Origin of the sequence: Riemerella anatipestifer (assembly GCF_009932355.1) — a bacterium.
Lineage (GTDB): Bacteria > Bacteroidota > Bacteroidia > Flavobacteriales > Weeksellaceae > Riemerella > Riemerella anatipestifer_E.
The window spans coordinates 58,086-83,862 of record NZ_LEKU01000014.1 but is presented as its reverse complement, the minus strand read 5'-3'; the positions used below and the strand labels follow the sequence as shown (position 1 = coordinate 83,862).

Sequence of the window (25,777 nt, the reverse complement as noted above, 5' to 3'; positions counted from 1 at the left end):
TTTACTATTAGTCTAAAGATTTCATAACATCTACCAACACCTGTACACTTTCTAGTGGAAGTGCATTGTAAAGGCTAGCTCTATAACCACCAATGCTTCTATGTCCATTAAGTCCATTGATGCCTGCTTCTTTCCATAAAGCATCAAACTTTTCTTTTTTAGACTCATCAGTCAATTTAAAGCTTACATTCATCATAGAACGGTCTTCTATGGTAGCGAAACCTTCAAACAGAGGGTTTCTATCTATTTCGTTATAGATAAGTTCTGCTTTAGCTTTATTTTTAGTTTCGGCAGCTGCAATTCCTCCATTTTGCTCTAAATGTTGTAGTGTAAGCAATGAGGCATAAACGGCAAAAACAGGAGGTGTATTGAACATAGACTCCTTTTTGATATGTAGAGAATAATCCAAATAAGAAGGAATATCTCTTTGTGTTCTTCCTAAAACATCTTTCTTTACAACCACTAATACCGTCCCTGCTGGTCCCATATTTTTTTGTGCTCCAGCATAGATTAAATCAAACTTAGAAAAGTCCAGTTGTCTAGAGAAAATATCCGAACTCATATCACACACCATTGGAACTTCCACTTGAGGAAACTCTTTCATTTGAGTACCATAAATGGTATTATTAGAAGTACAATGGAAATAATCAAAATCTTTCCCAACAGTATAGTTTTTAGGGATATAGCTGTATTGGTCGGCTTTAGATGAGGCTACAATTTCTACATTTCCTAATTTTTGAGCCTCTTTTATTGCCCCTGCTGCCCATGTCCCCGTATCTAGGTAAGCTGCTTTACCAGTAGTGCTAAGCAAGTTGAAAGGAACCATAACAAACTGCAAACTAGCACCTCCTTGTAAAAATAAAACTTCATAATCATCATTAAGATTCATTAGTCTTTTTACAATGGCTCTAGCTTCATCCATCACCGCAACGAAGTCTTTGGAACGGTGAGAGATTTCTAATAAAGATAAGCCTAATCCGTTAAAATCAAGCACGGCTTCCGCTGATTTTTGAAAAACCTCTTGTGGAAGTATACACGGACCAGCACTAAAATTATGTTTTTTATTCATTTTTAATTTCTATTAGATTATTTCTATTTAAAACTAAAACGCCCGCCATTTTCAGTTTAATAGCGAGCGATATTTGGGTGTCTATTCACCGTGTAGAAATGCTTTCTTAGATAATAGTTGTTCTTCTGTTTCTACATTATCTTCATCTGGGATACAACAATCTACAGGACATACAGCAGCACATTGTGGCTCTTCATGGAAGCCTTTACATTCTGTACATTTGTCCGAAACTATAAAATAGACATCATCATTTACTGGCTCTTGTGGAGCATCTGCATCTACCGTAAGCCCAGAAGGTAGTGTTACCATTCCTTTTAGTTCTGTTCCGTCAGAAGCACGCCAATCTACAGCTCCTTCATATATTGCGTTATTAGGACATTCTGGCTCACAAGCCCCACAGTTAATGCATTCGTCAGTGATTATGATTGCCATTCTTAATAAATTTTTAAATTTGCACAAAGTTATCATATTTTTATACAAAATACCAAATGAATATCAGTATTAAAATTTCAGGCTTAGCTCAACTGGGACTTTTCATAAATCAATTTTTGGAAAAAACGGAAGAGGTTTACTCAGAGGAAGAAGCTTTATTTTCAGCGAAACTAAGCCGTGCAGAAATAGAAAATCCTTGGTTTACTCAAGACAGTTTACGGTTTGCATTAAAACAATGGGCAGATTTATTAACCGAAGAAAACCTTAATAATTGGGTAAATAGTTATCCCGAAACCAAAGGCGGTAAAAAGGTAGGGCTGATTTTAGCAGGAAATATTCCTTTAGTCGGGTTTCACGATGTTATCACAGTCGTACTTAGTGGGCATATACCTGTTATTAAAATGTCTTCTAAGGATAAACAAATTTTACCTTTTCTTTTGGAAAAATGGGCTTCACTTTCTGATGGTATAGAATATCAGCTGGTAGAAAAACTGGAAAATTACGACGCTGTGATTGCTACGGGAAGTAATAATACGGCAAGGTATCTAGAATATTACTTTAAGAATAAACCAAACATTATTCGCAAAAATAGAACTTCGGTAGCTGTCCTTTCAGGGAAAGAAACAGATGAAGAGTTACAACTTTTAGCAGAAGATATTTTTAGATATTTTGGTTTAGGCTGTCGTAATGTTACGAGGCTTTTCATTCCTCAAGATTTTAAACTAGAGCGTCTGTTTGAAAACTTTGTAGGGTTTCAGGATATTATCAATCATCACAAATACGCCAACAATTACGACTATAACCGAGCGGTTTATCTTCTAAATCAAGAAAATTTTTGGGATAATAATTTTGTGATGCTTAAAGAGGATACTCAACTTTTCAGTCCACTTTCGGTAATTAACTTTAGCCGTTATGATAATATTGCAGAGGTTGAGACTTTCCTAAATGAAAACCACGAAAATATACAGTGCATTGTAAGTCATCTCTATTTGAATAGAGGAGAAGTAGGCTTTGGCGAGGCTCAAACTCCTAGTCTAAATACTTATGCTGATAATGTAGATAGCATGTCTTTCTTAAGAACTATAGACTGATTGAGAATGAATTAAATTTATTATATTTGTAAAAATAAAAACAATCTTATGGAATATTCTAATGATTTACTAGTGGCACAGGCTACAGATGTTGAAAAAGCAACATTCTACAAGAAAACTTATACTCACTTAGCATTAGCAGTATTGGCTTTTGTGGTGGTGGAGAGTCTTCTTATTAGTGTAGTCCCTCAAGAAACCATCATTTCTATGATTTCTGGGAAGTATATTTGGCTTTTGATACTAGGAGGCTTTTGGTTAGCTTCTATTTTAGCGAACAAATGGACACTGTCTCAGAATAAAAACACGCAGTATATGGGGCTTGGCTTCTATGTATTATTGCAGGCAATTATCTTTTTGCCAATGATTTATATTGCAATGTTTTATAGCGACCCAACTCTAATACCACAAGCAGCTATTATTACTTTAGCTTTGTTTGGTGGACTTACAGGAGTAGCGTTTACCAGCAAAAGAGATTTTTCGTTCCTAAGAAACATCATTGTAGTAGGTGGTTTTGTAGCTTTAGGTCTTATTGTAGCTGGAGCTCTTTTCGGGTTTAACCTTGGGCTTTGGTTTTCTGTAGGTATGGTACTTTTAGCATCAGCAAGTATCTTATACGAAACACAAAAACTACAATTTACTTATACCAAAAGTCAGTATGTAGGAGCTTCTCTACAATTGTTTGCTTCTGTAATGCTTCTGTTCTGGTATGTATTGAGAATTTTAATGTCTAGAAGAGATTAAAAATATTACTTAAAAAAGATAAAAAATCCTGAACCAAAAAGTTCAGGATTTTTTGTTTTTAGATGACTTCTAATTTTAACTTCTTACAAACTTACCGATGCTTTCCAATAGTTGTGGACGGTCGTCTAAGGCGATTTGGGCTACGGCGTAAAACTCCCGAACCCAATCGGAAAGGGTAGTAAAGGCTTTGTTTTTCTGTTGGGTGGCATCTTGGCTTTCGCCTTTTTCTTTTTCGTAAGCCGCACGGAGAGTTTCTACTTGTAGGATTTGTGCCTCTTGTGCCTTAGCTTCGGCTGGAGTGATTTTGAATTTCTCCAATAAAGGTTGGGCTTCGCTGTGGCTTTGGGCTTGTTCGTAAAAGGTTTTGATTTCTTGCATTGCTTTGAGATAAGCGGCAGACAAACTCCCATCGAGGGCGAGGGTTTTCCAAAGTTCGGTTTTTTTCATAAGGGCAACTTTGGCTATTTTTCGGTGTTTGTTGTAGGTTTTCTTTAGAACATCAAAGGCGTCTGAAAACCGAGCATAGGCTTCTTTTTCTTCGGCGGTTTCTTGTTGGTTTTGGTTGTAGAGCTGTTGTGTTTGGTCGAATAGGGCTTTGCCTTCGGCTATTTTGGCATCATCATAACCAAACTCTGCCAGTTCGGTTTTTAAATCTTGTACCTCATCAAGGTTGGCGAATAACAGACGGTAATTCTCCAAATATTGGAGTTCGGAAATTCTTTTTACTTTCATAAGTGTTAAATTTTAGTGATTTGTATTTAGTTTTTTAAATTATTTTCAAATTTATAAATAAAAACCACTCATTCTTCTATCGCCCCAAGCCGTTTTTGTATTTTTCACTAACAATTTGTGCTGCCCTTTATCATTCTTCTATCGCTCCATATCATTCTTGCATTGCCCACCAACTTTTTGTGTCGCCCCACGCCGTTGGTCTATTGCCCCAAGTGGTTTTTGTTTTATTGTGGGTTAAAGTTAATGATTTTTTGTATAATATATATATCATCGTTCATCTATTTTGCCTCTTTAAAGTCTGGATATATCTTTTTTACCGAATCTAATCGATTTAAGTCTTCCATAATTTTAGACAATATTTATTCTATGCATTTATATTCTCAGCATGTTGTATAGTATGCGTTTTTAATCAATTTATTTTATGCTCTTACTACTTCTACTATTCTTTCAGAAAACCGTATTGATAAACTTTTGGAGTAATTTTTTGAGCTAAGTCTTTCAAAGTATCTCTAAGTTGGGTAATGAGTTTTGTGTAATGTTGGTCTGAGCTACGAGAGTTCATTCTACCTTTGCTATTACGTCCTTGAAAATACTCTCGTATATCGTATAGACTGGCGTTAGGCTCAGCGTTAGGTTGAGTATGATAGTAGCACCAAAGGGCTTTACCTGCTTGGAATACAGCTTGAGCTTCTGTGGAGAATTGCAACGGTTCTGTGGGAACCAGTGGTGGAATTTCTTCCAAAGCAAAGAGAGGTGCTTCTTGTGATTTTTTTGTGGATTTAAGTTTACCCTTTATAAAATCAGTCATAAATGAACTGTCAAACTTATCTTGTGCATTCACTTCTTGCTCAGTAAAGGGTATCCAGTGGTTGGTGCCTTCTGTTGATGTAATGCGGTTTTGATTATGAAAAAGTGTAAATGCTAAACAATCATTTTGGAATTCTTTATCGCTTTGCCAGCCATCGTTAGGATATAGGAATTGGTCTCTGTCGTTAAGCCATGTGGCGGGGATAGCATGGCGGACAGAAAAATAGATGCTTGTAATGAATAAATTGGTACTATCTATATTCAATGTTGAACGATAGCGTCTATTACTCCTATCAGTTATTTTTACGGCATATCTATTTATATTTACAGAACTTTGCCCCTGAAAATCATTTGACCCACGACTGCTTAAGTGTCCTATTTTATTATAATCATCTAATATCTTATAGAAAATCCATTGATTTATATTTTTTGAGTTGTCATATGAATAAATGTTTTTCAGACAGACAAATTCTCCATCTTTATTATAGACATCTGCTTGGGCATATTTAAATTGCTCGTCTTTTGCTCCGTTCCATATAAAAAAACCAATGGGAAATTGACCTTTGACATTATCAAAAGTATCAGCAGGAACTAAAAAAATTTTTTCGAGCTTCGCTCGGAAGAAATTTCGGAAATCCGAAAAGTTAGGTGATTGCAAATTTTTCAACTTTGAAAAATTTGCAATCACGCTGTTAGGGATTTCAGCATAAATTCTGGCAAAAAACTGTGCAAAAAGCTCGTTGCTTGCCTTTTTAATAATTGGTTTATATTTTTCATAAATTTTATTATTGGTAGCTGTTCCACCCTTATGTGTTCCTGTACCTACTTTTGCTTTTGCATTACCAGCTTCTGCATAAGGTGGGTTGATATAGATGATTAATTTTTTACGTTTTTCTTCATCGTTAATAATGTCTTGCAAACTTTGTGGGAGTTTGCTAAAATCATCGTTCAGAAAATCAAACTGAAATACATGACTTTTTAGGAGGTTAGCACCGTGGTCTATACGCTCGTGCATTACATTTACATCTGCCATGTCTAGCGTGCTTGCCCAGATATTGTATTTGTTGGTAAGTCCTGCTAATAGGTTGCCTGTGCCAGCAGCACAGTCCCAAATGTAGTAGTCGTCTTGCCAATTTTCACCTAGATAATCGGTAAGGTATTTTTGGGAAAGTTCCACCCATTTTCTGGGAGTAAAAAATGCTCCCTTGCGTTCACGAATATCTTGTGGTACAAGGAGGTCTCTCCGTTCAATGATGTATTCCTGAAATTCAGTAATGGGTGGACGCTTGTAGCGTTTCCAAAATTGTTGGTAAGCGTTTTTGTTGCGTATGCCGATAGTGGCATCAAACATTTGGCGGAGGTTTTCTTTAGAAATTTTATAGCCTTGGTTTTCGTAAATTACAAATAGACTATCGCGTATGGAGGTATCGTCTTCAAGTTTTTGAGTATCCTTATCATCTACAAAAATATCGGCAAGGTAGAAGTCACTGTCTAAAATGTTATTTTTCTTGAGTTCGTCCCAATCAACATCAATTGTAGGCTTTACTATTTCTAGCCAGCGGAGGTAGATGGGGATAAAGTTGTTTTTATCTATTTTGATTTTTCGTACTTCAGAGGCATTAGCAATATTATTTTTAATAAAGAAACGCAGTTCCTTTTCGTCGGTTTCATAATCGTACACATAGGAAGTGTTTTTCAAAGTCTGGTCTATGCGTTCTTTGATAAGTTGAAACTCTTTAGTCGTGTGGTTGCTGGGAGTTACATTCCAATTAAAATCGTTAAGGTAGAAAATATCTTGGATATTGATGTAAGGTACAAAAGCGATTTTTTGTCCATCAAATGCACCAAGAAATGCAGGAGGATAGGCTTTATCAAAAGTTCGTGCCTTGCCAATAGTGAGGATAAGCTGTACGAACATAGCCGTGGTGTCGTAGTTTCCTGTTTTGGCTTCTGCCCATAGGAGGGCGGTTCTGCCAAAAATATTTTCCTGTCTTGGTAGTACGGTAAAGTCTATATTGCCTACTATTTCGGTAGTGTCATAATCTTTAAAAAAGTCTGTCCCAACTTTGTTTTTGAGTTCTTCTTCACGAATATTTTTGTATTTCATAAGACTACATGTTACGATTATTTTGTAAAGAAGGTATAAACCCTCTTATTGAGAAAAGCAAATATACAACTTTCAAGGGTTTTGAATGTTTTTGTAAGTAGGAGTATATTATTATTTACTTATTTTTGCTTCCTAATTTATTTGTGTGTCTTAATATGGATTTAAACCAACTTTTCACCAATCAAAGAACAGGCAACGACCCTAATACCAAAGTTTCTCGCAACGATTTCCAAAGAGATTATGATAGAATTATATTTTCTTCGGCTTTCAGAAGGTTGCAAAATAAAACACAAGTGTTCCCATTGCCAGGGAGTGTTTTCGTGCATAATAGGCTTACACACTCGTTGGAGGTTTCATCTGTTGGTCGGAGTTTAGGAAGTCTAGCGGGAGCTTTCTTGGTGGAAACTTTTAAGAATGATTTATCCGAAACAGCAAAGCATTTCTATACCTATCAGCTAGGAGAGGTTATCGCGGCTGCTTGTCTTTGCCACGATATAGGCAATCCTGCATTTGGGCATTCGGGAGAAGATGCCATTGCAAGTTATTTCGCTAGGAATGAAAGTGAGCTTAAATCTAAATTTACACCTAACGAATGGGCAGATTTTATCAATTTTGAAGGAAATGCTAATGCGATAAGAGTACTTACCAATCAGCAAGTGGGAAAGGAAAAAGGAGGTATTCAGCTTACCCATACCACTTTAGCGAGTATTGCAAAGTATCCTTGTGAGGCGATAGCTAAAGATAAAAGCGTTCTACACCGAAAGAAGTTTGGGTTCTTCCAAAGCGAAAAAGAAACTTTTAAGCACATTGCCGAAAATACAGCGATGATACAGGAAACGCAAAATCCGTTAGGCTACAAAAGACACCCTTTTGTGTGGTTGGTAGAAGCGGCAGATGATATTTGCTATAATATTATAGATATGGAAGACGCCCATAGATTGGGGATTGTAAATACTTCGGATTGTAAAAATTTGTTTTATGATTTAATAAAATCTATAGAGATTGACACTAAAAAGATAGACCAAAAACTAAGTGTAATTACGGATAGTAATGAGCAAATTTCTTATTTAAGAGCTAAAGTCATCAATTCTTTAATCAATAAGTCTATTGAGATATTTAAAGATAATGCGGCAGATTTATTAGAAGGAAATTTTGCTAGTTCGTTGCTTGGCATTTACCAAAAAGAAAATAATGCCCTCCAAAAGATAGAACGTTTTTCCATTGAAAAAATATACAATCATAAAGCAGTAGTAGAGATTGAAAACGCGGGTTATAATGTAATGTATGAATTGCTAAATCACTTTATTCCTTCGGCTATTTTAGACCCTTCGGAGCGAAAAGGTTATGATAAAAAAGCTCTTCAGTTAATTCCTAATCAGTTTAGGGTAGAGGAGGGAAGTGTATATCAAAAAGTATTGGGTGTACTAGATTTTGTAAGCGGTATGACGGATAACTACGCCACCGACCTTTACCGAAAAATTAAAGGAATTGATATTGGTATGACAATGTAGTACGGTCATAATCCTAAAACTTATTTTGTATCTTTGCTTGGCAAAATAACAAAAGTATGGTAGAAACATTTGAAGACGACGCAACTAAAGATCCTTATCATTCGTTTAGAGAAAAACTAAATGACGCTCATGATTTTCCAACGGATTATCTTTTTAAATTTATCTTCCCTAATGATAAGGCTAAACTTACAGAAATTTATCAGATTTTTGATAATACTCAAAACTCCATATCTACTAAGGAAAGTAAGAACGGTAAGTACATCTCTACCAGCATCCAAGCGTTTGTTTTAGATGCAGACCAAGTGATTAATCTTTATAAAAAAGTTCACAAGATAGAAGGTGTAATAATGCTATAAATAGTATTAAAAAAGTAAGAAAAGATTTTAATTTTTTCTTACTTTAAAATTTTTATGACCTTCATAAGGTGCAAAATAACCTAAATTCCAATAAGATTGTAACAGAGATTCTATAAACTCGTCGTGTCTATTTCTGTATGGGTCGTAAGGTTCTTTTATATCTACATCAGCAATATTTCCCTTTACATTCCACCAGAAAGCACTCCAGCCGCCTCGTAATTCTTTGATAATATCGTACACGCTTTTGCCAGTGGCTCTATACATCAATTTTGCAAAAATTCTACCTTCGGAAGTCGTTAAGTCCCTTAGTTTATTTTCATAGGCTTGTGCAAGTTCTTCCTGTTTAGTTTTTATGTATTTTCTTTTTTCAGATTTATCATCAAGACGAGAAGTGTAGTTATTTATTTCGTTATATTGTTCTAAAGCGGTTATAAATAAAGGGTAAACTCGGTTCAATTTTTTACTTAAAAAGAAATAATAATTTTTATCTAACTGATTATTAAATCTAGGCTTGTTTGGAATAACTACTTCATCTAAAACGATTACTGTTTCGCCTTCAATTTCGTAGATTTTAGCTTGTTGTTTCGCATCGTAATAATAGTAATTTCCGTAGTCATCTTTCTTGAGTAATTCCTTTGGATATTGTGATAGCGCCTTTACAACAAGGGTATCCTTTTGTGCTTTAGACATAAAACCGATACACAAAAAAATAATCAGCAGATTTATTTTAAAATTCATTACTTTTACCTTCTCAAAATAAGAATTTTTTAACATCAAAAATTATTCCCTTTTATGAAATTTGAAAAAAAATCTTTGAAATTTTTGGAACAATACCTTAATACAGCTTCTCCTACTGGATACGAACACGCTGGACAGAAACTATGGATGGATTACATCAAGCCCTATGTAGATGAAGTAAGAACAGACCATTATGGAACGGCTTACGGAATCATCAATCCTGATGCCCCGTTCAAAGTAGTTATAGAAGCTCACGCTGATGAAATTTCTTGGTATGTTAATTATATTACTGAAGACGGACTTATCTATGTGATTAGAAATGGTGGTTCAGACCAAAGTATCGCTCCATCTAAAGTGGTAAATATACACGGAGAAAAAGGCGTCGTTAAAGGTGTTTTTGGATGGCCTGCGATACATACTAGAGCTAAACAAGAGGAACCTGTACCTAAAATAGAAAATATCTTTATAGACTGTGGAGCTAAGTCTAAAGAAGAGGTGGAAAAAATGGGCATCTATGTTGGTTGTATGATTACTTACCCTGATACCTTTTTTGAACTTAACGACCGCTATTTTGTATGTAGAGCTTTGGATAATAGGATAGGAGGTTTTATGATAGCTGAAGTGGCTAGACTGCTAAAAGAAAATAAAAACAAACTACCATTTGGATTGTATATCACCAATTCTGTGCAGGAGGAAGTTGGGCTTTACGGTGCCGAAATGATAGCCAACACCATTAAACCTAATATCGCTATCGTAACCGATGTTACTCACGATACTACGACACCTTTTATTGATAAGAAAAAAGAAGGAGAGCAAAAATGTGGCGATGGACCAGTGGTTTTCTTCGCTCCTAGTGTACATCATAATATTAGAACTCTAATTACAGATACCGCTAAAGCTAAAAAAATTCCTTTCCAAAGAGCAGCTTCTAGCCGTGTTACAGGGACAGATACCGATGCTTTTGCACATTCTAATGGTGGAGTACCGTCTGCACTTATTTCGCTTCCGCTAAGATATATGCATACTACGGTAGAAATGGTGGATAAAACTGATGTGCAAAATGTAATTAAACTCATCTATGAAACACTTCTTAAAATAACTCCTGAAATGGAACTGAAGTATCATAAATAAAATAACTTTATGCAAAACAAAAATATTTTATTTTGTATCTATCTCTTACTATTCTTCGTTTCATGTAAGGATTCAGAAAAATTAGATGAAGGAGAACTTACAAAAAAAATCCCAGTTCTAAATGTTGGCACATTTCATATGGCAGAGACCTCAGACCAACATAAAACAGAGTTTGACTTGAATAATGAGAATAATAAAAAGGACTTAAATCGTCTAGATTCGTTACTTGCTCAATTCAAGCCAACAATAATTTTGGTAGAGGTAGAGCCTGAATATCAATCTATTTTAACTGAAGATTTTGAAGCTTATAAAAAGAATCCTAAACTAGAAACCAAATTTAATGGTGAGGTAAAATACATTGCTTATGAGGTTGGAAGATTAGCTAATACCTCAAAAATTATGGCTATTGATCATCAAATGGGCTATGATTATATGAAAATAGACAAATTAGCTCATGAGATTGATGCAAAAACTTATCTCAAGGGCTATGATTCTGCTTTAAAAACTATAATTCCGTAAATAAACTTCCATTGATTCAACGGTTTATAGCTATGAATGATTGGGCTTATTATAATGCCTCTATAAATATGAATGCAGATTTATTAGCCTATGTAAACACAAAAGATAATTTTGAAGGTGCTGATGTTGCCTCGGATTTTTACAGTCGTAATTTAAGAATGTATGCAAATATAAATCGGATAAAAGTAACGGATAAAGATAGAGTTATGATTTTATCAGGAGCAACACACGCTGCATTTTTTGATATGTTTATAAGTAGAAGTCCAAAGTACGAACTAATACCAATTACAAAATATTTGAAATCGTAGAGTGTTACTAAAATTATGAGACTGCAAATATCAACCTATTGAAAATAATATCTTAAATTTGCGACTATATGCATGAACAAGTAGTTTTAGTAAATTCCAAAGATGAAGTTTTGGGTGTGATGGAAAAACTCCAAGCACACAGAAGTGGTTTTCTACACCGTGCTTTTTCTGTTTTCTTATTCAACACCAAAGGAGAGATGCTGCTCCAGAGGAGGGCAGATGTTAAGTATCATTCACCTAAACTTTGGACTAACGCGGTTTGCTCTCACCCAAGATTAGGAGAAAGTTACAAGGCTGGAGCTCAGAGGAGGCTTATTGAGGAGTTGGGTATTGATGCTGATATTTCTGAAAAATTTAGTTTCATTTATAAAGCCGAAGTTGGTGATAATCTTTGGGAACACGAGCTAGACTATGTGTTTACAGGAATTTACGAAGGTGATTTTAACCTTAATCCAGAAGAAGTTTCGGAGGTAAGATACATCTCTATGGAAGCTTTGGATAAAGAGCTAGAGAATAATCCAGAGCAATTTACAGAATGGTTTAAAATCATTCTCAAAGAATATAAACAAAAAATGTTGAAGTAATAAAATAATTTAATAATAAAAGTAATAATGAACAAAACCGCTTTATTTAACAAACATGTTTCGCTGGGAGCTAAAATGGTTCCTTTCGCTGGGTTTGAAATGCCTGTGCAATATTCTGGAGTAACAGAAGAACACTTTGCTGTAAGAGAAAAAGTAGGAATTTTTGATGTCTCCCATATGGGGCAATTCTACATAGAAGGTGCTGGTGCTAAAGAACTTCTACAATATGTTACCTCTAATAATGTAGAAGCTTTAGAAAACGGAAAAGCACAATACTCTTGTCTTCCTAACGGAAAAGGTGGCATTGTAGATGATTTAATTGTTTACAAAATGGAGGACCAAAAGTATTTTGTAGTAGTAAATGCCTCTAACATAGATAAAGATTGGCAACATATCTCTAAATACAACGAGAAATTTGGAGCTAAAATGACTAATGCTTCAGACGAAATTTCTCTCATCGCAATACAAGGTCCTAAAGCCTTAGATACTTTACAAAAACTAACGGATACTCAACTTGCGGATATTCCTTACTATCATTTTACTGTAGGAAGCGTAGATGGTGTGGCTGATGTTATTATTTCTAACACAGGCTATACCGGAAGTGGAGGTTTTGAGATTTATTTTAAAAATGAATATGCTGAGCAAATTTGGGATGCTTTGACTAAAGCAGGAGAGGAGTTTGGGCTTATTCCTTGTGGGTTGGCGGCTAGAGATACCCTCCGTTTAGAAAAAGGATTCTGTCTATATGGAAATGATATTGACGACACTACTTCTCCATTAGAAGCAGGGCTAGGTTGGATTACCAAGCTAGATACAGAGTTTGTAGATAGAGATTTTCTGGCTCAACAAAAAGAACAAGGTATTACGAGAAAATTAATAGGTTTTGAGATGCAAGAGAAAGCCATTCCAAGACATGACTATTCTGTTGTAGATTCAGAAGGGAATGTAATTGGTAAAGTAACTTCTGGAACAATGAGTCCTATGAAGAAAATTGGTTTGGGATTAGCCTATGTTGACCAGCCTCATTTTAAACTAGGTAGTGAGATTTTTATTCAGATTAGAAATAAAAATGTACCTGCAAAAGTGGTTAAAATACCTTTTGTTTAGTATTTACCCTAAATAAAAGCATCGCCTCGAATAAAATTCGAGGCGATGCTTTTTTATAATTAAAGTAATCTTTTAAGAAAGAATGATATTACCTGTCATTGCTTCAGGTTTTTCTATATTCATTACTTTTAAGATACTTGGTGCAATGTCGCCTAACTTACCTGGTGTTAAGTTCCATACTTTGTCTTTATCCATAACAATAAGAGGAACTAAATTCGTAGAATGTTGTGTGTTAGGACTACCGTCAGGATTTATCATAACATCAGAGTTTCCGTGGTCAGCTAGTATAAATACAGTGTAACCATTTTCGTAAGCCGTAGTAGCTACTTTTTCTATACATTTATCTACGGTTTCGGCTGCCTTTACTGCTGCTGCAAAAACGCCAGTATGCCCTACCATATCAGTATTAGCAAAGTTAAGACAAACGAAATCTGCCGTTTCATTCTCTAGTTCAGGCACAATTTTGTTGGTAATATCGTAAGCAGACATTTCTGGTTTAAGGTCGTAGGTAGCCACCTCTTTAGGACTTGGGCATAAGATTCTTTTTTCATCATTAAATTCCTTCTCTCTACCGCCTGAAAAAAAGAAAGTTACATGAGGATATTTCTCTGTTTCTGCCACTCTTATCTGTGATTTTCCGCTTCGCTCTAAGACTTCTCCTAGAGTATCGCTTAAAACCTCTTCATCAAAAACCACCTTCACCTCTTTAAAATCTTTATCATAATTGGTAAGTGTGATGTAATGGAGTTTTAGTGGTGTCATACCAAAATCAGGAAATGCTTTTTGCGAAAGAACTTCGGTAATTTCTCTACCTCTATCGGTTCTAAAATTAAAACAGAATACCACATCATCGTTTTCTATCTTTGCAATAGGGTTCCCATGTTCATCTACACAAAGAATAGGTTTCAAAAACTCATCAGAAACGCCTTCTTGATAAGATTTTTCTATGCTCTCTACTACATTTCTGCTAGGTTCTCCTATTGCATTCACCATTACATCATAAGCTAATTTTACCCTTTCCCATCTGCGGTCTCTATCCATCGCGTAGTATCGCCCCACAACGCTAGCAAGTTTCCCAGTCGTACTTTGCATATGTTCTGAAAGCTCTTTTATAAAGCTCTTTCCCGAATGTGGGTCGCAATCCCTACCATCTGTGAAGGCGTGTACAAAAACATTATCTTTTAATCCAAAATCACTTGCTGCAGACAATAGTCCTTTTAAATGATTGATATGAGAGTGAACTCCACCATTGGATACTAAACCAATAAAATGAACTTTTTTACCGTTTTCTTTAGCATAATTAAAAGCCTCTAAAATAACCTTCTCTTGACCTAAGGTTTTATTTTCCACCGCCATATTGAGCTTTACCAAATTCTGATAAACCACTCTTCCTGCTCCTAAATTCATGTGTCCTACCTCAGAATTTCCCATTTGTCCGTCTGGTAACCCTACGGCTAAGCCACTAGCTTCTAAAGTGGTATTGGGAAACTTACTGTAACAGCTATCCATAAATGGTGTGTGTGCTTGGGCAATTGCAGAAACTTTATCATCTGTACCTAATCCCCAACCGTCTAATATTGCTAAAAGTACTTTTTTTGACATAATATGTTGTATTTTCCTACAAAATTACAAATTAAAACTTTTATGATAAGATATGTTTAATATCATATTTACACTTAATTCTACAGGAACATATGGTTCTCTTAGACTTCGCAAGTTGTTTAAATAATAAGTTTTGCTTATTTTCGTTCCTTTAAATAAATACTAAAAACCTCATTTTAAAATCAAGATGAATAAAAATAAAATATGGATAGCTACGGCTGTGCTTTTTTTCGGACTTTCGGAAGGACAACAGTCGGCTATTTTTAGTCAAAAAAATACTTTTTCTTCGGATTTAGCGAGCCAACTCTACACAACTAAAGTTTTTGCGGCTTCTCAATATCAATACACTCAGCAGTATCTTTATCATCAGTCTTTAACTCAATCTCAAAAAGAGGTTGCTGGGTTTTACACTCATTTGATTGATGTTATTTTACAAAATCCTTATGCGGAAAAAGGATTGGATACCTTCATTACAAACCATCCTAATGCGGAACATTTTGCAGAGGGACAAGCTCCTTTAGCCGATTTTTATTTAATAAAAAAAGACTTTCCAAAGGCATTAGAAATACTTAATAAATTAAATGTTAATCACTTATCATCTTCGGAACATACCCAACATTCTTTAAAGCTAGGGTATGCTAAGTTTATGTCTGGCGATTCAAAAGCGGCTATTAAGGATTTGGAAAATGCTTATATTTCTTCTGAAGATTCAGAAAAAGGAGACATCGCCTATATGCTAGGACATTTGTACTACACAGAAGGACAAACAGGAAAGGCTTTTGAATACTTTAACGAGATTAAAGACAAGGAAAAATACAGCAAAATAGTAAAGCCTTATTTTGTTCAGATGTATTTTAATGATAAAAACTATGATTTAGCAATAGCTGAAGGAGAAACGCTTTTAAAAGAAAATCTAAGTAGTTCTTACAAATCCGAGGTTCATAAAATAATAGGAGAAAGCTATTTTATGAAAGGAGAATACAGAGCTGCATATCCTCACCTAAAGGTATTTTTAGACTCTAAAGAAGCTCCTAGTGAGTCCGATTTATACGAAATGGGGTTTGTAGCGGCACAAATGGGTTTGTATGATGAAGCGGTATCCTATTATAATCAGTTAGTTAATAGTCAGTCTGCTTTATCTCAAAATGCCTATTATCAGCTAGGAAATGCTTATTTAGAAACCAATAAAAAGCAAGAAGCTCTGTCTGCCTTCCGTTCTGCTTATCAGATGTCCTATGATGCTAAAGTTAAAAAGTTAGCTCATCTACAATATGCTAAATTAAGTTATGATATAGGAAACCCTTATGAATCTTCGTCTTCGGTGATACAATCTTATATCCACAGTTATAAAGATAGTTCTCCAGAGATGCAAACTTTATTGGTGAAATCTTATCTTTATTCGGGTAATTATAAAGAAACTTTAAGTGCTTTAAATCAAATCAATACCAAAACTACCGAAACAGATAAAATAGAACAAGAGGTAGCCTATCTATTAGGAACGGAAGAATTTAATAAAGGAAATTACAAAGAAGCCGAACTATATTTTAAAAAGAGTTTAAAGTTTAATCATAACCAAGAGTTTTATCTAAAGGCTCAATATTGGTTGGCACAGACTTATTATCAGTTAGAGGATTATCCTTCGGCTATTAGTTATTTTGAAAAACTACAAAAGACAGAAGGTCGCTTTGATGAACGCTCGCAAATCAATTATGATTTAGGATATGCTTATTTTAAGAATAAAGATTTTGGTAAAGCTAAGGAATGCTTTAAACTTTATCTCAAAAACCCTAAAGCAGAATTCAAAGCCGATGCTGAGTTAAGACTAGCCGACACACACTATGCTGATAACGAACTAAACGATGCTATCGCCATTTATAATAATGCCGAAACTACCGATGAATATACGCTGTTCCAAAAGGCAATGGCTTTAGGTTTTAAAGGCGATACTGAAGCTAAAATTTCAGAAATGAAAAAGCTAGTTGCTCAGTATCCCAATTCGGAGTATAAAGATGATGCTTTGTACGAAATAGGTACTGCCTATGCTGCTAATGATGAGTTTACTCTTTCTAGTGAATACTTTGATAAAGTTGTTAAAACCAGTATAGATACTCATTTGGTAGCCAATGCGGAGATTTATATGGTACAAAATGATATTGAACAAAACCAAGAAGCCAAAGCATTTTCTGGAATAAAAGCGTTAGCTAAAAAATATCAAAACACCGTTTATGCAGATAAGGTATTAGTGGTGGCTCGTTCTCTTTATTTAAAAACAGGAGATACGGCAGGTTATCAAAACTTTGCTAAGAATTTAGGTGTTAGTCTAGACAAATCTGAAATAGATGAAATTAACCTTTCTACCGCAAGACAGCTTTACACCAAAAAGCAGTACGAAAAAGCAATCCCTTACTACGAGAAATATTTAGCACAAAATATTTCTAGCAATACAGCCTTCCAAGCTCAATACGAATTAGGAGAATCTTATTATCAAAATGGAGATGATGCCAAAGCATTGAAATCATTCAATTTTGTAACGGCTTATCCTAATGATTATCAAGAGGAAGCAAGGCTTCGTTCCGCTCAAATTCTTTTATCTAAAAATAAAGGAGAAGAAGCTGCAGAACATTTAGCAAAGCTAGTAGATTCTAATAACCCAAAAATAAAATCTTTCGCTCAACAAGAGTTGATGAAATATTATGCTGATAAAAAAGACTTCGCTAAAGCAGAAACTTATGCAGGTTTAATTTTAAGTAATACCAAAAACTCACCTGCAGTGTTAGAACAGGCTAAAGTCATTAAAGCTAGAAGCCTTATGAATCAAGGAAAAGACAAAGAGGCTCAAAAATCTTATACAGATTTAGAGAAATCATCTAACCCTAGCGTAGCGGCGGAAGCTCTTTATGCTAAGGCTTATTATCAAAATAAAGCTAAAGCCTTTAAAAATAGTAACGAAAGTATCTTTAAACTCGCTAATAATTACGCTTCGGAGGAATATTGGGGCGCTAAATCTTTGGTATTGATGGCTAGAAACTATTTGGCGTTAAAGGACAAATATCAAGCGAGTTATACCTGCGATCAAGTGATAACTAACTATCAAGACTTCCCTGATGTAGTGACAGAAGCTAAGGAAGTCAAAAAAATGATTAAATAATTTTTAGCGATTAAAAAACTAGAATTTAAAATGAACAAACATAAAATAATAGCACTAATATTGTTAGGTTGGGGAAGTATCTCGTTAGCTCAGATTAAAGAGGAAAAGCTTATCCTAGACCGCAAAAGAGAGCCTGAAGTTAAGCGTATAGAAAAAAAGAAAACTTCTGTAGCTCTAGAAAAAAATTATCCACCCGAAGAAAAACAGCAAGAGCCTATAAATTACGAAGTAGTGAATGTGCCTGTATTGTCGGATTTCAAAACTTCAGCAATACAAGGTGAAGATATTTCGCCAGAATTCAATAGAAATTATCTAAGAAACTACTTTAGAATAGGTTATGGTAATTACAATCAATTTTTAGCAGATGCTAATGTTTCTGGTAAGATGCAAGATAATTTAGAGGTGGGAGCAAATGTGCATTATCTATCTAATGAAGGTTTAAAAAAACAATACGCTTGGGATTCCTCACAGAAACAAGCGGAGATTTCAGGATTTCTTAATCATTTTGGAGAAAAAGGCAAGGCTAACCTTACCACTTCTGTAGGTCTTAACGATTATAATTACTATGGTATTTATGCTCTAGTTCCTAATTCTGATGCTGATTTGGGACAAAAATACAGTCGTTTTCAGATAAGTGGGAATTATGATTTTTACTCCAACGAAATTTTTAATGATATTACTGTAAAAACTTCTGCTATTAGAGATAGATTTAAAGCTAACGAAAGCCAAATAGAAGCTCTTGTAAATCTGTCTAAGCATCATTTAAAATTAGGTCAAGATTTAGATATTAATTTGGATTTAGGTGTAAAAATGGATATGGTAAACACTCAGTTTAATATTTTAAATCAACATAATTCTCGTTATTTTGGTGGTGGATTATCGCCCAAAATCACTTTTAAAAAAGGGCAATCTTACTTAAAAATTGGTTCTGGATTTAATCTATTAAGTTCTAGCTTAACAGAGCTGAACGAAGTTCAACAAAAGTCTAACCGTTTCTATTGGTTCCCTCAAGCGGAACTATTCGTAGCGACAACTCCAGAAGTTAATTTATATGGTGGGGTAGAGAGTGGGCTTCAGTTTAACACTTACTCAGAATTATTAGAGCAGAATCCGTTTTTGGTATCCGATTTAGAATTAAAACCTACACATACTAAATATCAGTTTTATTTTGGTGTAAAAGGAATAGTTTCTGAACAAATTAAGTACAATGTTAAAGCTAGTTACGGTAAATTGGATAATATGATGTTCTTTAGAGGTAACTCTTTGTTTTCTAATCTAATGGACGATAACTCAAGGCTAGGATATGATTATGCTAATACTTTTTCCACTACTTATCACAACGGTACTCTTAGCCAAATTAAAGGTGAGGTAGAGTATAAACCTCTAGCCTCTCTAATTTTAGATGGCAATATTCAGTTCCAAAAGTATAATTTAGAAAACAATGCCAATATCTATTATAGACCTTTATTGCAAGCATCAATAGGAGCAAAATATCAAACGCTTAAAGATAAATTATTGTTAGGATTTAGAGGCTTTTTTGTAAGTGATAGAATGGCTAATCGTTTTTCTATCAATCCTTCAGGTATCCTAATTTCTACTCCTATATACGCAGAAGAAGAGATTGATAACCAAAAAGTAGGTGGTTATGCAGACCTTAATATTTCAGCGGAATATCAGATTAACAAGAATTTCAGTATTTTTGCACTTGGTAATAATCTTTTGGGGGCTAATTACCAAAATTATTATGGTTACAAAGTTTTAGGTACGCAAATTATGGGTGGACTTAAAATTAAGTTTTAAATAAAACAAGGGGCCCTATAGTTTAATGGATAGAATTAAAGATTCCGGTTCTTTAGGTTGAGGTTCGATTCCTCATAGGGCTACAAACTACGCTTTTAGGCACTTTTCACGAAGTGCCTTTTTGTTTTTGATATCAATAAGAGATAGTAAAGTAACGAATTTATAAATAGAAAACTTACCTTTGCAAAGGTATAATATTTTTGAAATGCAAATCGGAATTACTCAAACACTTGAAATAAAAGAAAAAACAGATAATGGTTGGTTACTAACATCAGATAATGGTGAACAATGCCTACTCCCTAATATTTTTACTTTGCCTAATATGGAGGTAGGGGACAGCCTAGAGGTGTTTGTTTATCAAGATGAAGGAATCCTCAAAGCAACTACAGAAATACCTCTTTGTCAAGTTAATGAATTCGCCGTTCTCAACTGTGTGCAAGTGTTACCTAGCGGTGCTTTTATGGACTTAGGGATTATCAAAGATTTATTTGTCCCATATAAACAACAAAAGGGTAAAATGCAGGAGGAAAAACGCTATCTTATCTATGTCTATGTAGATGAAGAAACAGGGTTACTTACAGGAACTACCAAATTTAAAAGAAATCCTCAATATCAAAATTTATCATTAAAGAAAGGGGAGAAGGTAAACCTTATTCTCATGAATGAAACAGAGCTAGGGTGGAATGTTATTATTAACCAAAAATATATTGGACTGGTTTATAATTCAGATGTTTACCAAAAACTTTATCCATTAAACGAAATAGAGGGGTATATTAAAAACATTAGAGAAGATGGTAAAATAGATGTAAGTCTTCAACCTGAAGGCTATACTAATATAGATGAATTCAAGCAAAAGATATTAGATAAACTAGAGGAAAATTATGGATTACTCTATCTATCTGACCAGTCATCTCCAGAAGAAATAAAGACTGAACTACAGATGAGCAAAAAAAACTTTAAAAAAGCCATTGGAGGTCTTTATAAAGATAAAATAATAGAAATATTAGACGATAAAATTAAACTTCTATAAAAATGACTAAGACTGTTTTTTATCTAAAAACCTGTAGCACTTGCAAAAGAATTATGCAAGATTTAGATTTATCAGATTGGAATCTAAGAGAAATCAAAAGTGAGCCTATAAACGAAGAAGAACTCTCCCAGATGTATGCTATTACAAAGTCTTATGAAGAGCTTTTTAGTAAGCGTTCTACTCAAATTAAAGCAAACAATATAGATGTGAAAGAGTTGAAAGAAGAAGACTTCAAAACACTTTTATTACAGCATTATAGTTTCTTAAAACGACCTGTATTTCTTGTAGGGAAAGAAAATATTTATATAGGTAATAGCTCTAAAACCATAGAGGCATTACAACAAAAGTATTTTTAATAAAAAAGCACGCATCTTCTTAAGGTGCGTGCTTCTATTTTATCTATAACCAAAACTTTTTAAATCTCTTTCATTTTTACGCCAATCTTTTCTAACTTTTACAAAAAGATTAAGATGGATTTTTTTATCAAAAAACTTTTCCAAATCAAGTCTTGCCTGTGTGCCTACCTTTTTTATAGCTTCGCCTTTGTGTCCTATTAAAATACCTTTTTGGCTGTCTCTTTCCACATAGATAATGGAGTCTATAAAGATAATACCTTCTTTTTCTTTAAACATTTCTGTAACCACCTCTACCGAGTACGGAATTTCTTTTTCATAATTGAGCAAGATTTTTTCTCTAATGGCTTCATTTACGAAAAAGCGTTCAGATTTATCTGTAAATTGTTCCTTATCGTAGTATGGTGGATTCTCAGGAAGCAAAGATTTTAACTTCGGTAAAATAACATCTGTGTTAAACCCCTCTAGTGCAGATATAGGCAATATTTCCGCCTTAGGTATTTGCTCATGCCAAAAATGCATTGATTTTTCTAATTCCTCTTGATTGGTTTGGTCTATTTTATTGATAAGGATAAGTACAGGAACAGGAATTTTATTCAACTTTTCTACCAAAAATTCTGAAGGAGCATCTTTATCAGTTACATCTACTATAAAAAGAAAGACATCTGCATCTTGTAGAGAATCTTTTACAAAATCCATCATCTTTTCCTGAAGTCCATATTTTGGGTCTAGCACTCCTGGAGTATCAGAAAAAACAATTTGCAAATCAGGTTCATTATAAATCCCGAATATTCTATGTCTTGTGGTTTGTGCTTTTTTAGTTACTATCGCTAGTTTTTCACCCATCAATTGATTAAGAAGGGTAGATTTACCAGCATTTGGTTTTCCTACGATATTTACGAATCCTGCTTTGTGCATTATATTATTTTATATTCTACAAAGTTATGAAATGGTCTATAAATAAAAAAATCCCTCTAATAACTAAGAGGGATTTTGGTTTAGTTCTTCTAGTAAAGCCTAAATTATTTAGCAATATAAGGCTTATCTTTAATTCTAGCTTTTTTACCTCTAAGGTCACGGAAGTAGTAGATTCTAGCTCTTCTTACGCTACCTCTTCTGTCTACTGTGATTTTTTGTAGAGCAGGCATATTGATAGGGAATACTCTTTCTACACCCACATCGCCACTCATTTTTCTGATAGTGAAAGTCTTAGTAGCTCCAGTTCCTCTTAGTTGGATAACTACTCCTTTAAAGAACTGGGTTCTTGTTTTTTGACCTTCTTTAATTTCGTAGTAAACAGTGATGGTATCACCAGCTTTGAATTCAGGGAATTCTTTTTTTGTAATGTACTTGTCTTGTACGTACTTAATTAAATCCATTTTTTAATAAATAAAATAAGTTTATGCCAAACAACATACACGGCTCTCGTCAGAGGTTGATTAACAGTCGGCAAAGTTAAAATATTTTTTTTAATCAGCCTAATTTTTATGAGAAAATTTACATGTCAGGTTCAATAGAGAAAATTTTGCCTCTGTATGCAAAAAACAATGACAAAATAAAGGTTTAATAACTTTTCAATTGCCTTAGGTTTTAGTAAATTTGGGCTTAGTTAAATTATTAAAATAGGTATTATGAGTTTTCCAGCAGATTTAGAAATAGCACAAGGTGCAAAAATATTACCAATAAAAGAAATTGCTGCAAAGGTTAACATTCCAGAAGATGATTTAGAATTATACGGAAAGTATAAAGCTAAGCTTCCATTGTCGCTAATTGACGAGAATAAAATAGGAAAATCTAAACTTATTCTTGTGACTGCAATTACACCTACCCCAGCAGGGGAAGGTAAAACTACCGTAAGTATAGGGCTTACCGAAGGACTTAATAAAATTGGAAAAAAAGCCATCGCTGTATTAAGAGAGCCGTCTTTAGGTCCTGTTTTTGGAATTAAAGGTGGGGCTGCAGGTGGTGGTTATTCCCAAGTGATTCCAATGGAAGATATTAACCTGCATTTTACAGGTGATTTTTCTGCTATAGAAAAGGCAAATAATCTGTTGGCTGCAGCTATTGACAATAATATTCAAAACGCATCTCGTTCGCTTAATATAGACCCTAGAACGGTGGTTTGGAAAAGAGTAATGGATATGAATGATAGGGCTTTAAGACAAATAGTAATTGGACTTGGAGGCTCTGCGAATGGTATTCCTAGAGAAGACGGTTTCAATATCACACCTGCTTCTGAGGTTATGGCTATTCTTTGTCTAGCTGAAAATTTCTCAGATCTCAAAAAGCGTTTAGGAAACATCTATGTAGGAAGTACTTATGATAAAAAACCAATCTATGCTAGAGATTTAAATGTTGTAGGGGCAATGGCTATCCTTCTAAAAGACGCTATAAAACCTAATCTTGTACAAACTCTAGAAGGCAATCCTGCTATTTTACACGGTGGTCCGTTTGCAAGTATAGCACAAGGTACTAATTCTGTTTTAGCGACTAAAATGGGACTGTCTTTAGCTGATTATACCGTAACTGAAGCAGGATTTGGAGCAGATTTAGGAGCGGAAAAGTTTCTTAATATTAAATGTGTTTCTGCAGGGCTAAAACCAGATGCGGTGGTTGTAGTGGCTACGGTAAGGGCTTTGAGACATCACGGAGGAGCTAAAAAAGAGGAATATAGCACACCTAATCTAGATTTTGTAAAAAAAGGGATAGGTAATTTAGAAAAACATTTGGAAAATGTAATGAAATTTGGTTTGAAGCCTGTGGTAGCTATCAATCATTTTGATACAGATAGCGAGGAGGAAATAAATTTTATTAAAGAAAAATGTAAAGAGAAAGGCATAGAAGCCGTGGTTTCCTATGGATTTACACAAGGTGGAGAAGGTACGAAAGAATTAGCTAAAGTAGTTGCCGAATTGGCGGAAAGCAATAGTTGCAATTTCAAGCCACTTTATGCTTACACAGAAACCATACCAGAAAAAATAGATAAGATAGCAAAAGAAATCTACGGTGCATCATCTGTTGCTTATACTTCCAAAGCTAAAACTCAATTGAAAAAGATAGAATCTTTAGGACTTTCAGTACTTCCTGTTTGCATGGTAAAAACGCCGAAATCTCTTAGTGATACCGATTCTAAAATTGGTAGACCTGAAAATTTTGAAGTTACAGTAAGAGAGTTTGAATTTGCTGCTGGTGCAGGGTTTGTAATTCCGTTGCTTGGGACTACTATGCGTATGCCAGGGTTGCCTAGTATCCCTGCTGCCGAAGGTATGGATATAGATGATAATGGCGTAATTACAGGGCTTAGCTAATAATTAAGAAATGAAAAAAATAGGCTACATCATACTATTGAGTATTGTTTTCATTGTAGATTTACTAGGAATCTATTTTGACAAGATAGGTATAAGAATATATAGTAAGCCACTACTAATTCCTATAATAGCTTTAATTTATTATCAACTTAATAAAACCGAGTCACTAAGTAATAATAAACTTTTTTTAACAGGATTGTTTTTTAGTTTTTTAGGTGATGTTTTTTTACTAAAAGACTCTGGTTTTTTGTATGGATTAGCTAGTTTTTTATTAGCTCATATTTTTTACATTATCTGTTTTTATAGAATAAGGTCGCCTCAATTTTCTTTAGTAAAATTGTTACCGATAGCTATTTATTTAGCTGTCTTTATTAGCTTGTTTTGGAGTCATTTAGGTGATATGAAAATCCCTGTAGTTGTGTATGCTTCTACTATATCGGTAATGCTTTATTTTTCGTTAGGCTTAAAAAATAAATACATTAAATTTGGAGTTTTGTTTTTTGTAATATCGGATACGATTCTTGCTCATTCTATTTTCTTTGAATATAATGTGTATAAAGGTCTTGCGGTAATGATAACTTATATTATAGCTCAAGTATGTTTAGCTTATGGTATTTATAAAATTGCAAAATATCAAAGAGAAATTCAACCTAAATAATTTTAAAATATGGTACTTAAAAATTTAAATTATCCGTTAGACTTTAAGTTTAAACTAACTACCCTTGCCAGTGATTTTAATATCACGGATAAAAATGGTAATTATGTAGCCTATGTAAGACAGAAAATGTTTAAGCTAAAAGAAGATGTAGTAGTTTATAATAATGAGAAAAAAGAGCAGGAATTATTTCGTATAAAGGCAGATAGATGGCTAGACTTTAATGCGTCTTATTCTATGTTAGATATTGTTAATAATAAACTTTATGGAAGACTGGCTAGAAAAGGTATGCGTTCTATATGGAAGGCTCATTATGACATAATAGACGAAAATAACCAATTAAAGTATAGTATTTCGGAGGATAATGCTTTCGTTAAGATTTTGGATAGTTTTGTAGGTGAAATCCCTATTTTAAGTTTTTTTACTGGTTATTTGTTTAATCCTAGTTATTCCGTTAAAGATGCTTCGGGTAAAACTTATTTTCAGTTGAAAAAAATGCCTTCTTTTTTTGGTAGAAAATTTCAACTTAACCGAATGTTAGACATAGATGATGAAGAGGAAACTTTGGTTGTTTTGTCTTTCCTCATGATGGTTCTATTAGAAAGACTTAGAGGATAGCTCTTATGTTATAGTTGGTAGTATATAAAA

General features: G+C 34.1%; 22 protein-coding genes, 1 tRNA gene and 1 pseudogene. 16 read left to right on the top strand and 8 right to left on the bottom strand.

Annotation, left to right across the window (positions count from 1 at the left end; genetic code table 11):
* Window positions 1-7: 7 nt before the first annotated feature.
* Complete coding sequence (serC, locus tag GXW81_RS05655) at window positions 8-1,069, bottom strand: 3-phosphoserine/phosphohydroxythreonine transaminase (RefSeq protein ID WP_161531554.1); 1,062 nt, start codon at window positions 1,067-1,069, stop codon at window positions 8-10.
* A gap of 81 nt (window positions 1,070-1,150) precedes the next feature.
* A complete protein-coding gene (locus GXW81_RS05650) occupies window positions 1,151-1,501 on the bottom strand; it encodes a 4Fe-4S dicluster domain-containing protein (RefSeq protein WP_004919366.1) in 351 nt (116 codons plus the stop codon).
* Window positions 1,502-1,557: 56 nt separating this feature from the next.
* Between GXW81_RS05650 and GXW81_RS05645 the strand changes: the two genes are divergently transcribed.
* On the top strand, window positions 1,558-2,592 hold the full coding sequence (locus GXW81_RS05645; protein ID WP_161531553.1) for an acyl-CoA reductase: 1,035 nt from the start codon (window positions 1,558-1,560) through the stop codon (window positions 2,590-2,592).
* Between the two features lie 48 nt (window positions 2,593-2,640).
* On the top strand, window positions 2,641-3,333 hold the full coding sequence (locus tag GXW81_RS05640; protein WP_064970666.1) for a Bax inhibitor-1 family protein: 693 nt from the start codon (window positions 2,641-2,643) through the stop codon (window positions 3,331-3,333).
* A 75-nt stretch (window positions 3,334-3,408) separates the two neighbouring features.
* Here the strand turns inward: GXW81_RS05640 and GXW81_RS05635 are convergent, their stop codons facing one another.
* Together GXW81_RS05635 and GXW81_RS05630 are read right to left on the bottom strand one after the other, a co-directional pair.
* Window positions 3,409-4,065 (bottom strand): hypothetical protein, encoded by a 657-nt coding sequence (locus GXW81_RS05635; RefSeq protein ID WP_052911111.1) that lies wholly within the window; start codon window positions 4,063-4,065, stop codon window positions 3,409-3,411.
* Window positions 4,066-4,504: 439 nt separating this feature from the next.
* The gene (locus GXW81_RS05630) at window positions 4,505-6,979 is read right to left on the bottom strand and encodes a hypothetical protein (RefSeq protein WP_161531552.1); all 2,475 of its coding nucleotides are present in this window, start codon (window positions 6,977-6,979) and stop codon (window positions 4,505-4,507) included.
* Window positions 6,980-7,134: 155 nt separating this feature from the next.
* Between GXW81_RS05630 and GXW81_RS05625 the strand changes: the two genes are divergently transcribed.
* Both GXW81_RS05625 and GXW81_RS05620 read left to right on the top strand, forming a co-directional pair.
* Entirely contained in the window at window positions 7,135-8,490 is a 1,356-nt protein-coding gene (locus GXW81_RS05625) for a deoxyguanosinetriphosphate triphosphohydrolase (protein ID WP_161531551.1), read from the top strand.
* Between the two features lie 56 nt (window positions 8,491-8,546).
* Complete coding sequence (locus GXW81_RS05620; RefSeq protein WP_064970674.1) at window positions 8,547-8,846, top strand: DUF493 domain-containing protein; 300 nt, start codon at window positions 8,547-8,549, stop codon at window positions 8,844-8,846.
* A gap of 27 nt (window positions 8,847-8,873) precedes the next feature.
* On the opposite strand, the gene GXW81_RS05615 is transcribed toward GXW81_RS05620, so the two are convergent.
* The gene (locus GXW81_RS05615; protein WP_161531550.1) at window positions 8,874-9,584 is read right to left on the bottom strand and encodes a DUF4294 domain-containing protein; all 711 of its coding nucleotides are present in this window, start codon (window positions 9,582-9,584) and stop codon (window positions 8,874-8,876) included.
* Window positions 9,585-9,638: 54 nt separating this feature from the next.
* Here GXW81_RS05615 and GXW81_RS05610 point away from each other — a divergent pair, with 54 nt between their 5' ends.
* The 4 genes and pseudogenes from GXW81_RS05610 (at window position 9,639) to gcvT (ending at window position 13,233) form a co-directional block, all read left to right on the top strand.
* Window positions 9,639-10,715, top strand: coding sequence for a M42 family metallopeptidase (locus tag GXW81_RS05610; protein ID WP_161531549.1), 1,077 nt, complete (start codon window positions 9,639-9,641; stop codon window positions 10,713-10,715).
* Window positions 10,716-10,724: 9 nt separating this feature from the next.
* A pseudogene (locus tag GXW81_RS10625) lies at window positions 10,725-11,542 on the top strand (DUF5694 domain-containing protein).
* 68 nt (window positions 11,543-11,610) lie between these two features.
* Window positions 11,611-12,126 carry an isopentenyl-diphosphate Delta-isomerase gene (gene idi / locus GXW81_RS05595; RefSeq protein ID WP_161531546.1) on the top strand — a complete coding sequence of 172 codons (516 nt, stop codon included), beginning with the start codon at window positions 11,611-11,613 and terminating at the stop codon, window positions 12,124-12,126.
* 27 nt (window positions 12,127-12,153) lie between these two features.
* Entirely contained in the window at window positions 12,154-13,233 is a 1,080-nt protein-coding gene (gene gcvT / locus GXW81_RS05590; RefSeq protein WP_161531545.1) for a glycine cleavage system aminomethyltransferase GcvT, read from the top strand.
* A gap of 72 nt (window positions 13,234-13,305) precedes the next feature.
* Here gcvT and gpmI read toward each other — a convergent pair whose 3' ends face one another.
* Complete coding sequence (gene gpmI, locus GXW81_RS05585; RefSeq protein WP_161531544.1) at window positions 13,306-14,835, bottom strand: 2,3-bisphosphoglycerate-independent phosphoglycerate mutase; 1,530 nt, start codon at window positions 14,833-14,835, stop codon at window positions 13,306-13,308.
* Between the two features lie 187 nt (window positions 14,836-15,022).
* On the opposite strand from gpmI, the gene GXW81_RS05580 reads away from it, so the two are divergent.
* From GXW81_RS05580 to GXW81_RS05560, 5 genes are all read left to right on the top strand, one after another.
* Window positions 15,023-17,983: a tetratricopeptide repeat protein gene (locus GXW81_RS05580; protein WP_161531543.1), complete on the top strand. Its 2,961-nt coding sequence runs from the start codon at window positions 15,023-15,025 to the stop codon at window positions 17,981-17,983.
* A gap of 30 nt (window positions 17,984-18,013) precedes the next feature.
* Window positions 18,014-19,783: a TonB-dependent receptor gene (locus GXW81_RS05575; RefSeq protein WP_161531542.1), complete on the top strand. Its 1,770-nt coding sequence runs from the start codon at window positions 18,014-18,016 to the stop codon at window positions 19,781-19,783.
* Window positions 19,784-19,794: 11 nt separating this feature from the next.
* Window positions 19,795-19,866: transfer RNA gene (locus GXW81_RS05570), tRNA-Arg, on the top strand.
* A 122-nt stretch (window positions 19,867-19,988) separates the two neighbouring features.
* A complete protein-coding gene (locus GXW81_RS05565) occupies window positions 19,989-20,813 on the top strand; it encodes a S1 RNA-binding domain-containing protein (protein WP_161531541.1) in 825 nt (274 codons plus the stop codon).
* Between the two features lie 2 nt (window positions 20,814-20,815).
* Window positions 20,816-21,169 carry an arsenate reductase family protein gene (locus GXW81_RS05560; protein WP_221410756.1) on the top strand — a complete coding sequence of 118 codons (354 nt, stop codon included), beginning with the start codon at window positions 20,816-20,818 and terminating at the stop codon, window positions 21,167-21,169.
* 39 nt (window positions 21,170-21,208) lie between these two features.
* Here GXW81_RS05560 and era read toward each other — a convergent pair whose 3' ends face one another.
* Complete coding sequence (gene era, locus GXW81_RS05555; RefSeq protein ID WP_161531540.1) at window positions 21,209-22,084, bottom strand: GTPase Era; 876 nt, start codon at window positions 22,082-22,084, stop codon at window positions 21,209-21,211.
* Window positions 22,085-22,188: 104 nt separating this feature from the next.
* Window positions 22,189-22,545, bottom strand: coding sequence for a 50S ribosomal protein L19 (gene rplS / locus GXW81_RS05550; protein WP_004919056.1), 357 nt, complete (start codon window positions 22,543-22,545; stop codon window positions 22,189-22,191).
* A 252-nt stretch (window positions 22,546-22,797) separates the two neighbouring features.
* Between rplS and GXW81_RS05545 the strand changes: the two genes are divergently transcribed.
* Genes GXW81_RS05545 through GXW81_RS05535 form a run of 3 tightly spaced genes read left to right on the top strand, consistent with a single transcriptional unit; the run spans window position 22,798 to window position 25,747 of the window.
* Window positions 22,798-24,474, top strand: a complete 1,677-nt coding sequence (locus GXW81_RS05545) for a formate--tetrahydrofolate ligase (protein WP_161531539.1) — start codon at window positions 22,798-22,800, stop codon at window positions 24,472-24,474.
* Between the two features lie 10 nt (window positions 24,475-24,484).
* Window positions 24,485-25,132: a lysoplasmalogenase gene (locus tag GXW81_RS05540; protein WP_161531538.1), complete on the top strand. Its 648-nt coding sequence runs from the start codon at window positions 24,485-24,487 to the stop codon at window positions 25,130-25,132.
* Window positions 25,133-25,141: 9 nt separating this feature from the next.
* Window positions 25,142-25,747 carry a hypothetical protein gene (locus tag GXW81_RS05535; protein ID WP_161531537.1) on the top strand — a complete coding sequence of 202 codons (606 nt, stop codon included), beginning with the start codon at window positions 25,142-25,144 and terminating at the stop codon, window positions 25,745-25,747.
* Window positions 25,748-25,777 lie beyond the last annotated feature (30 nt).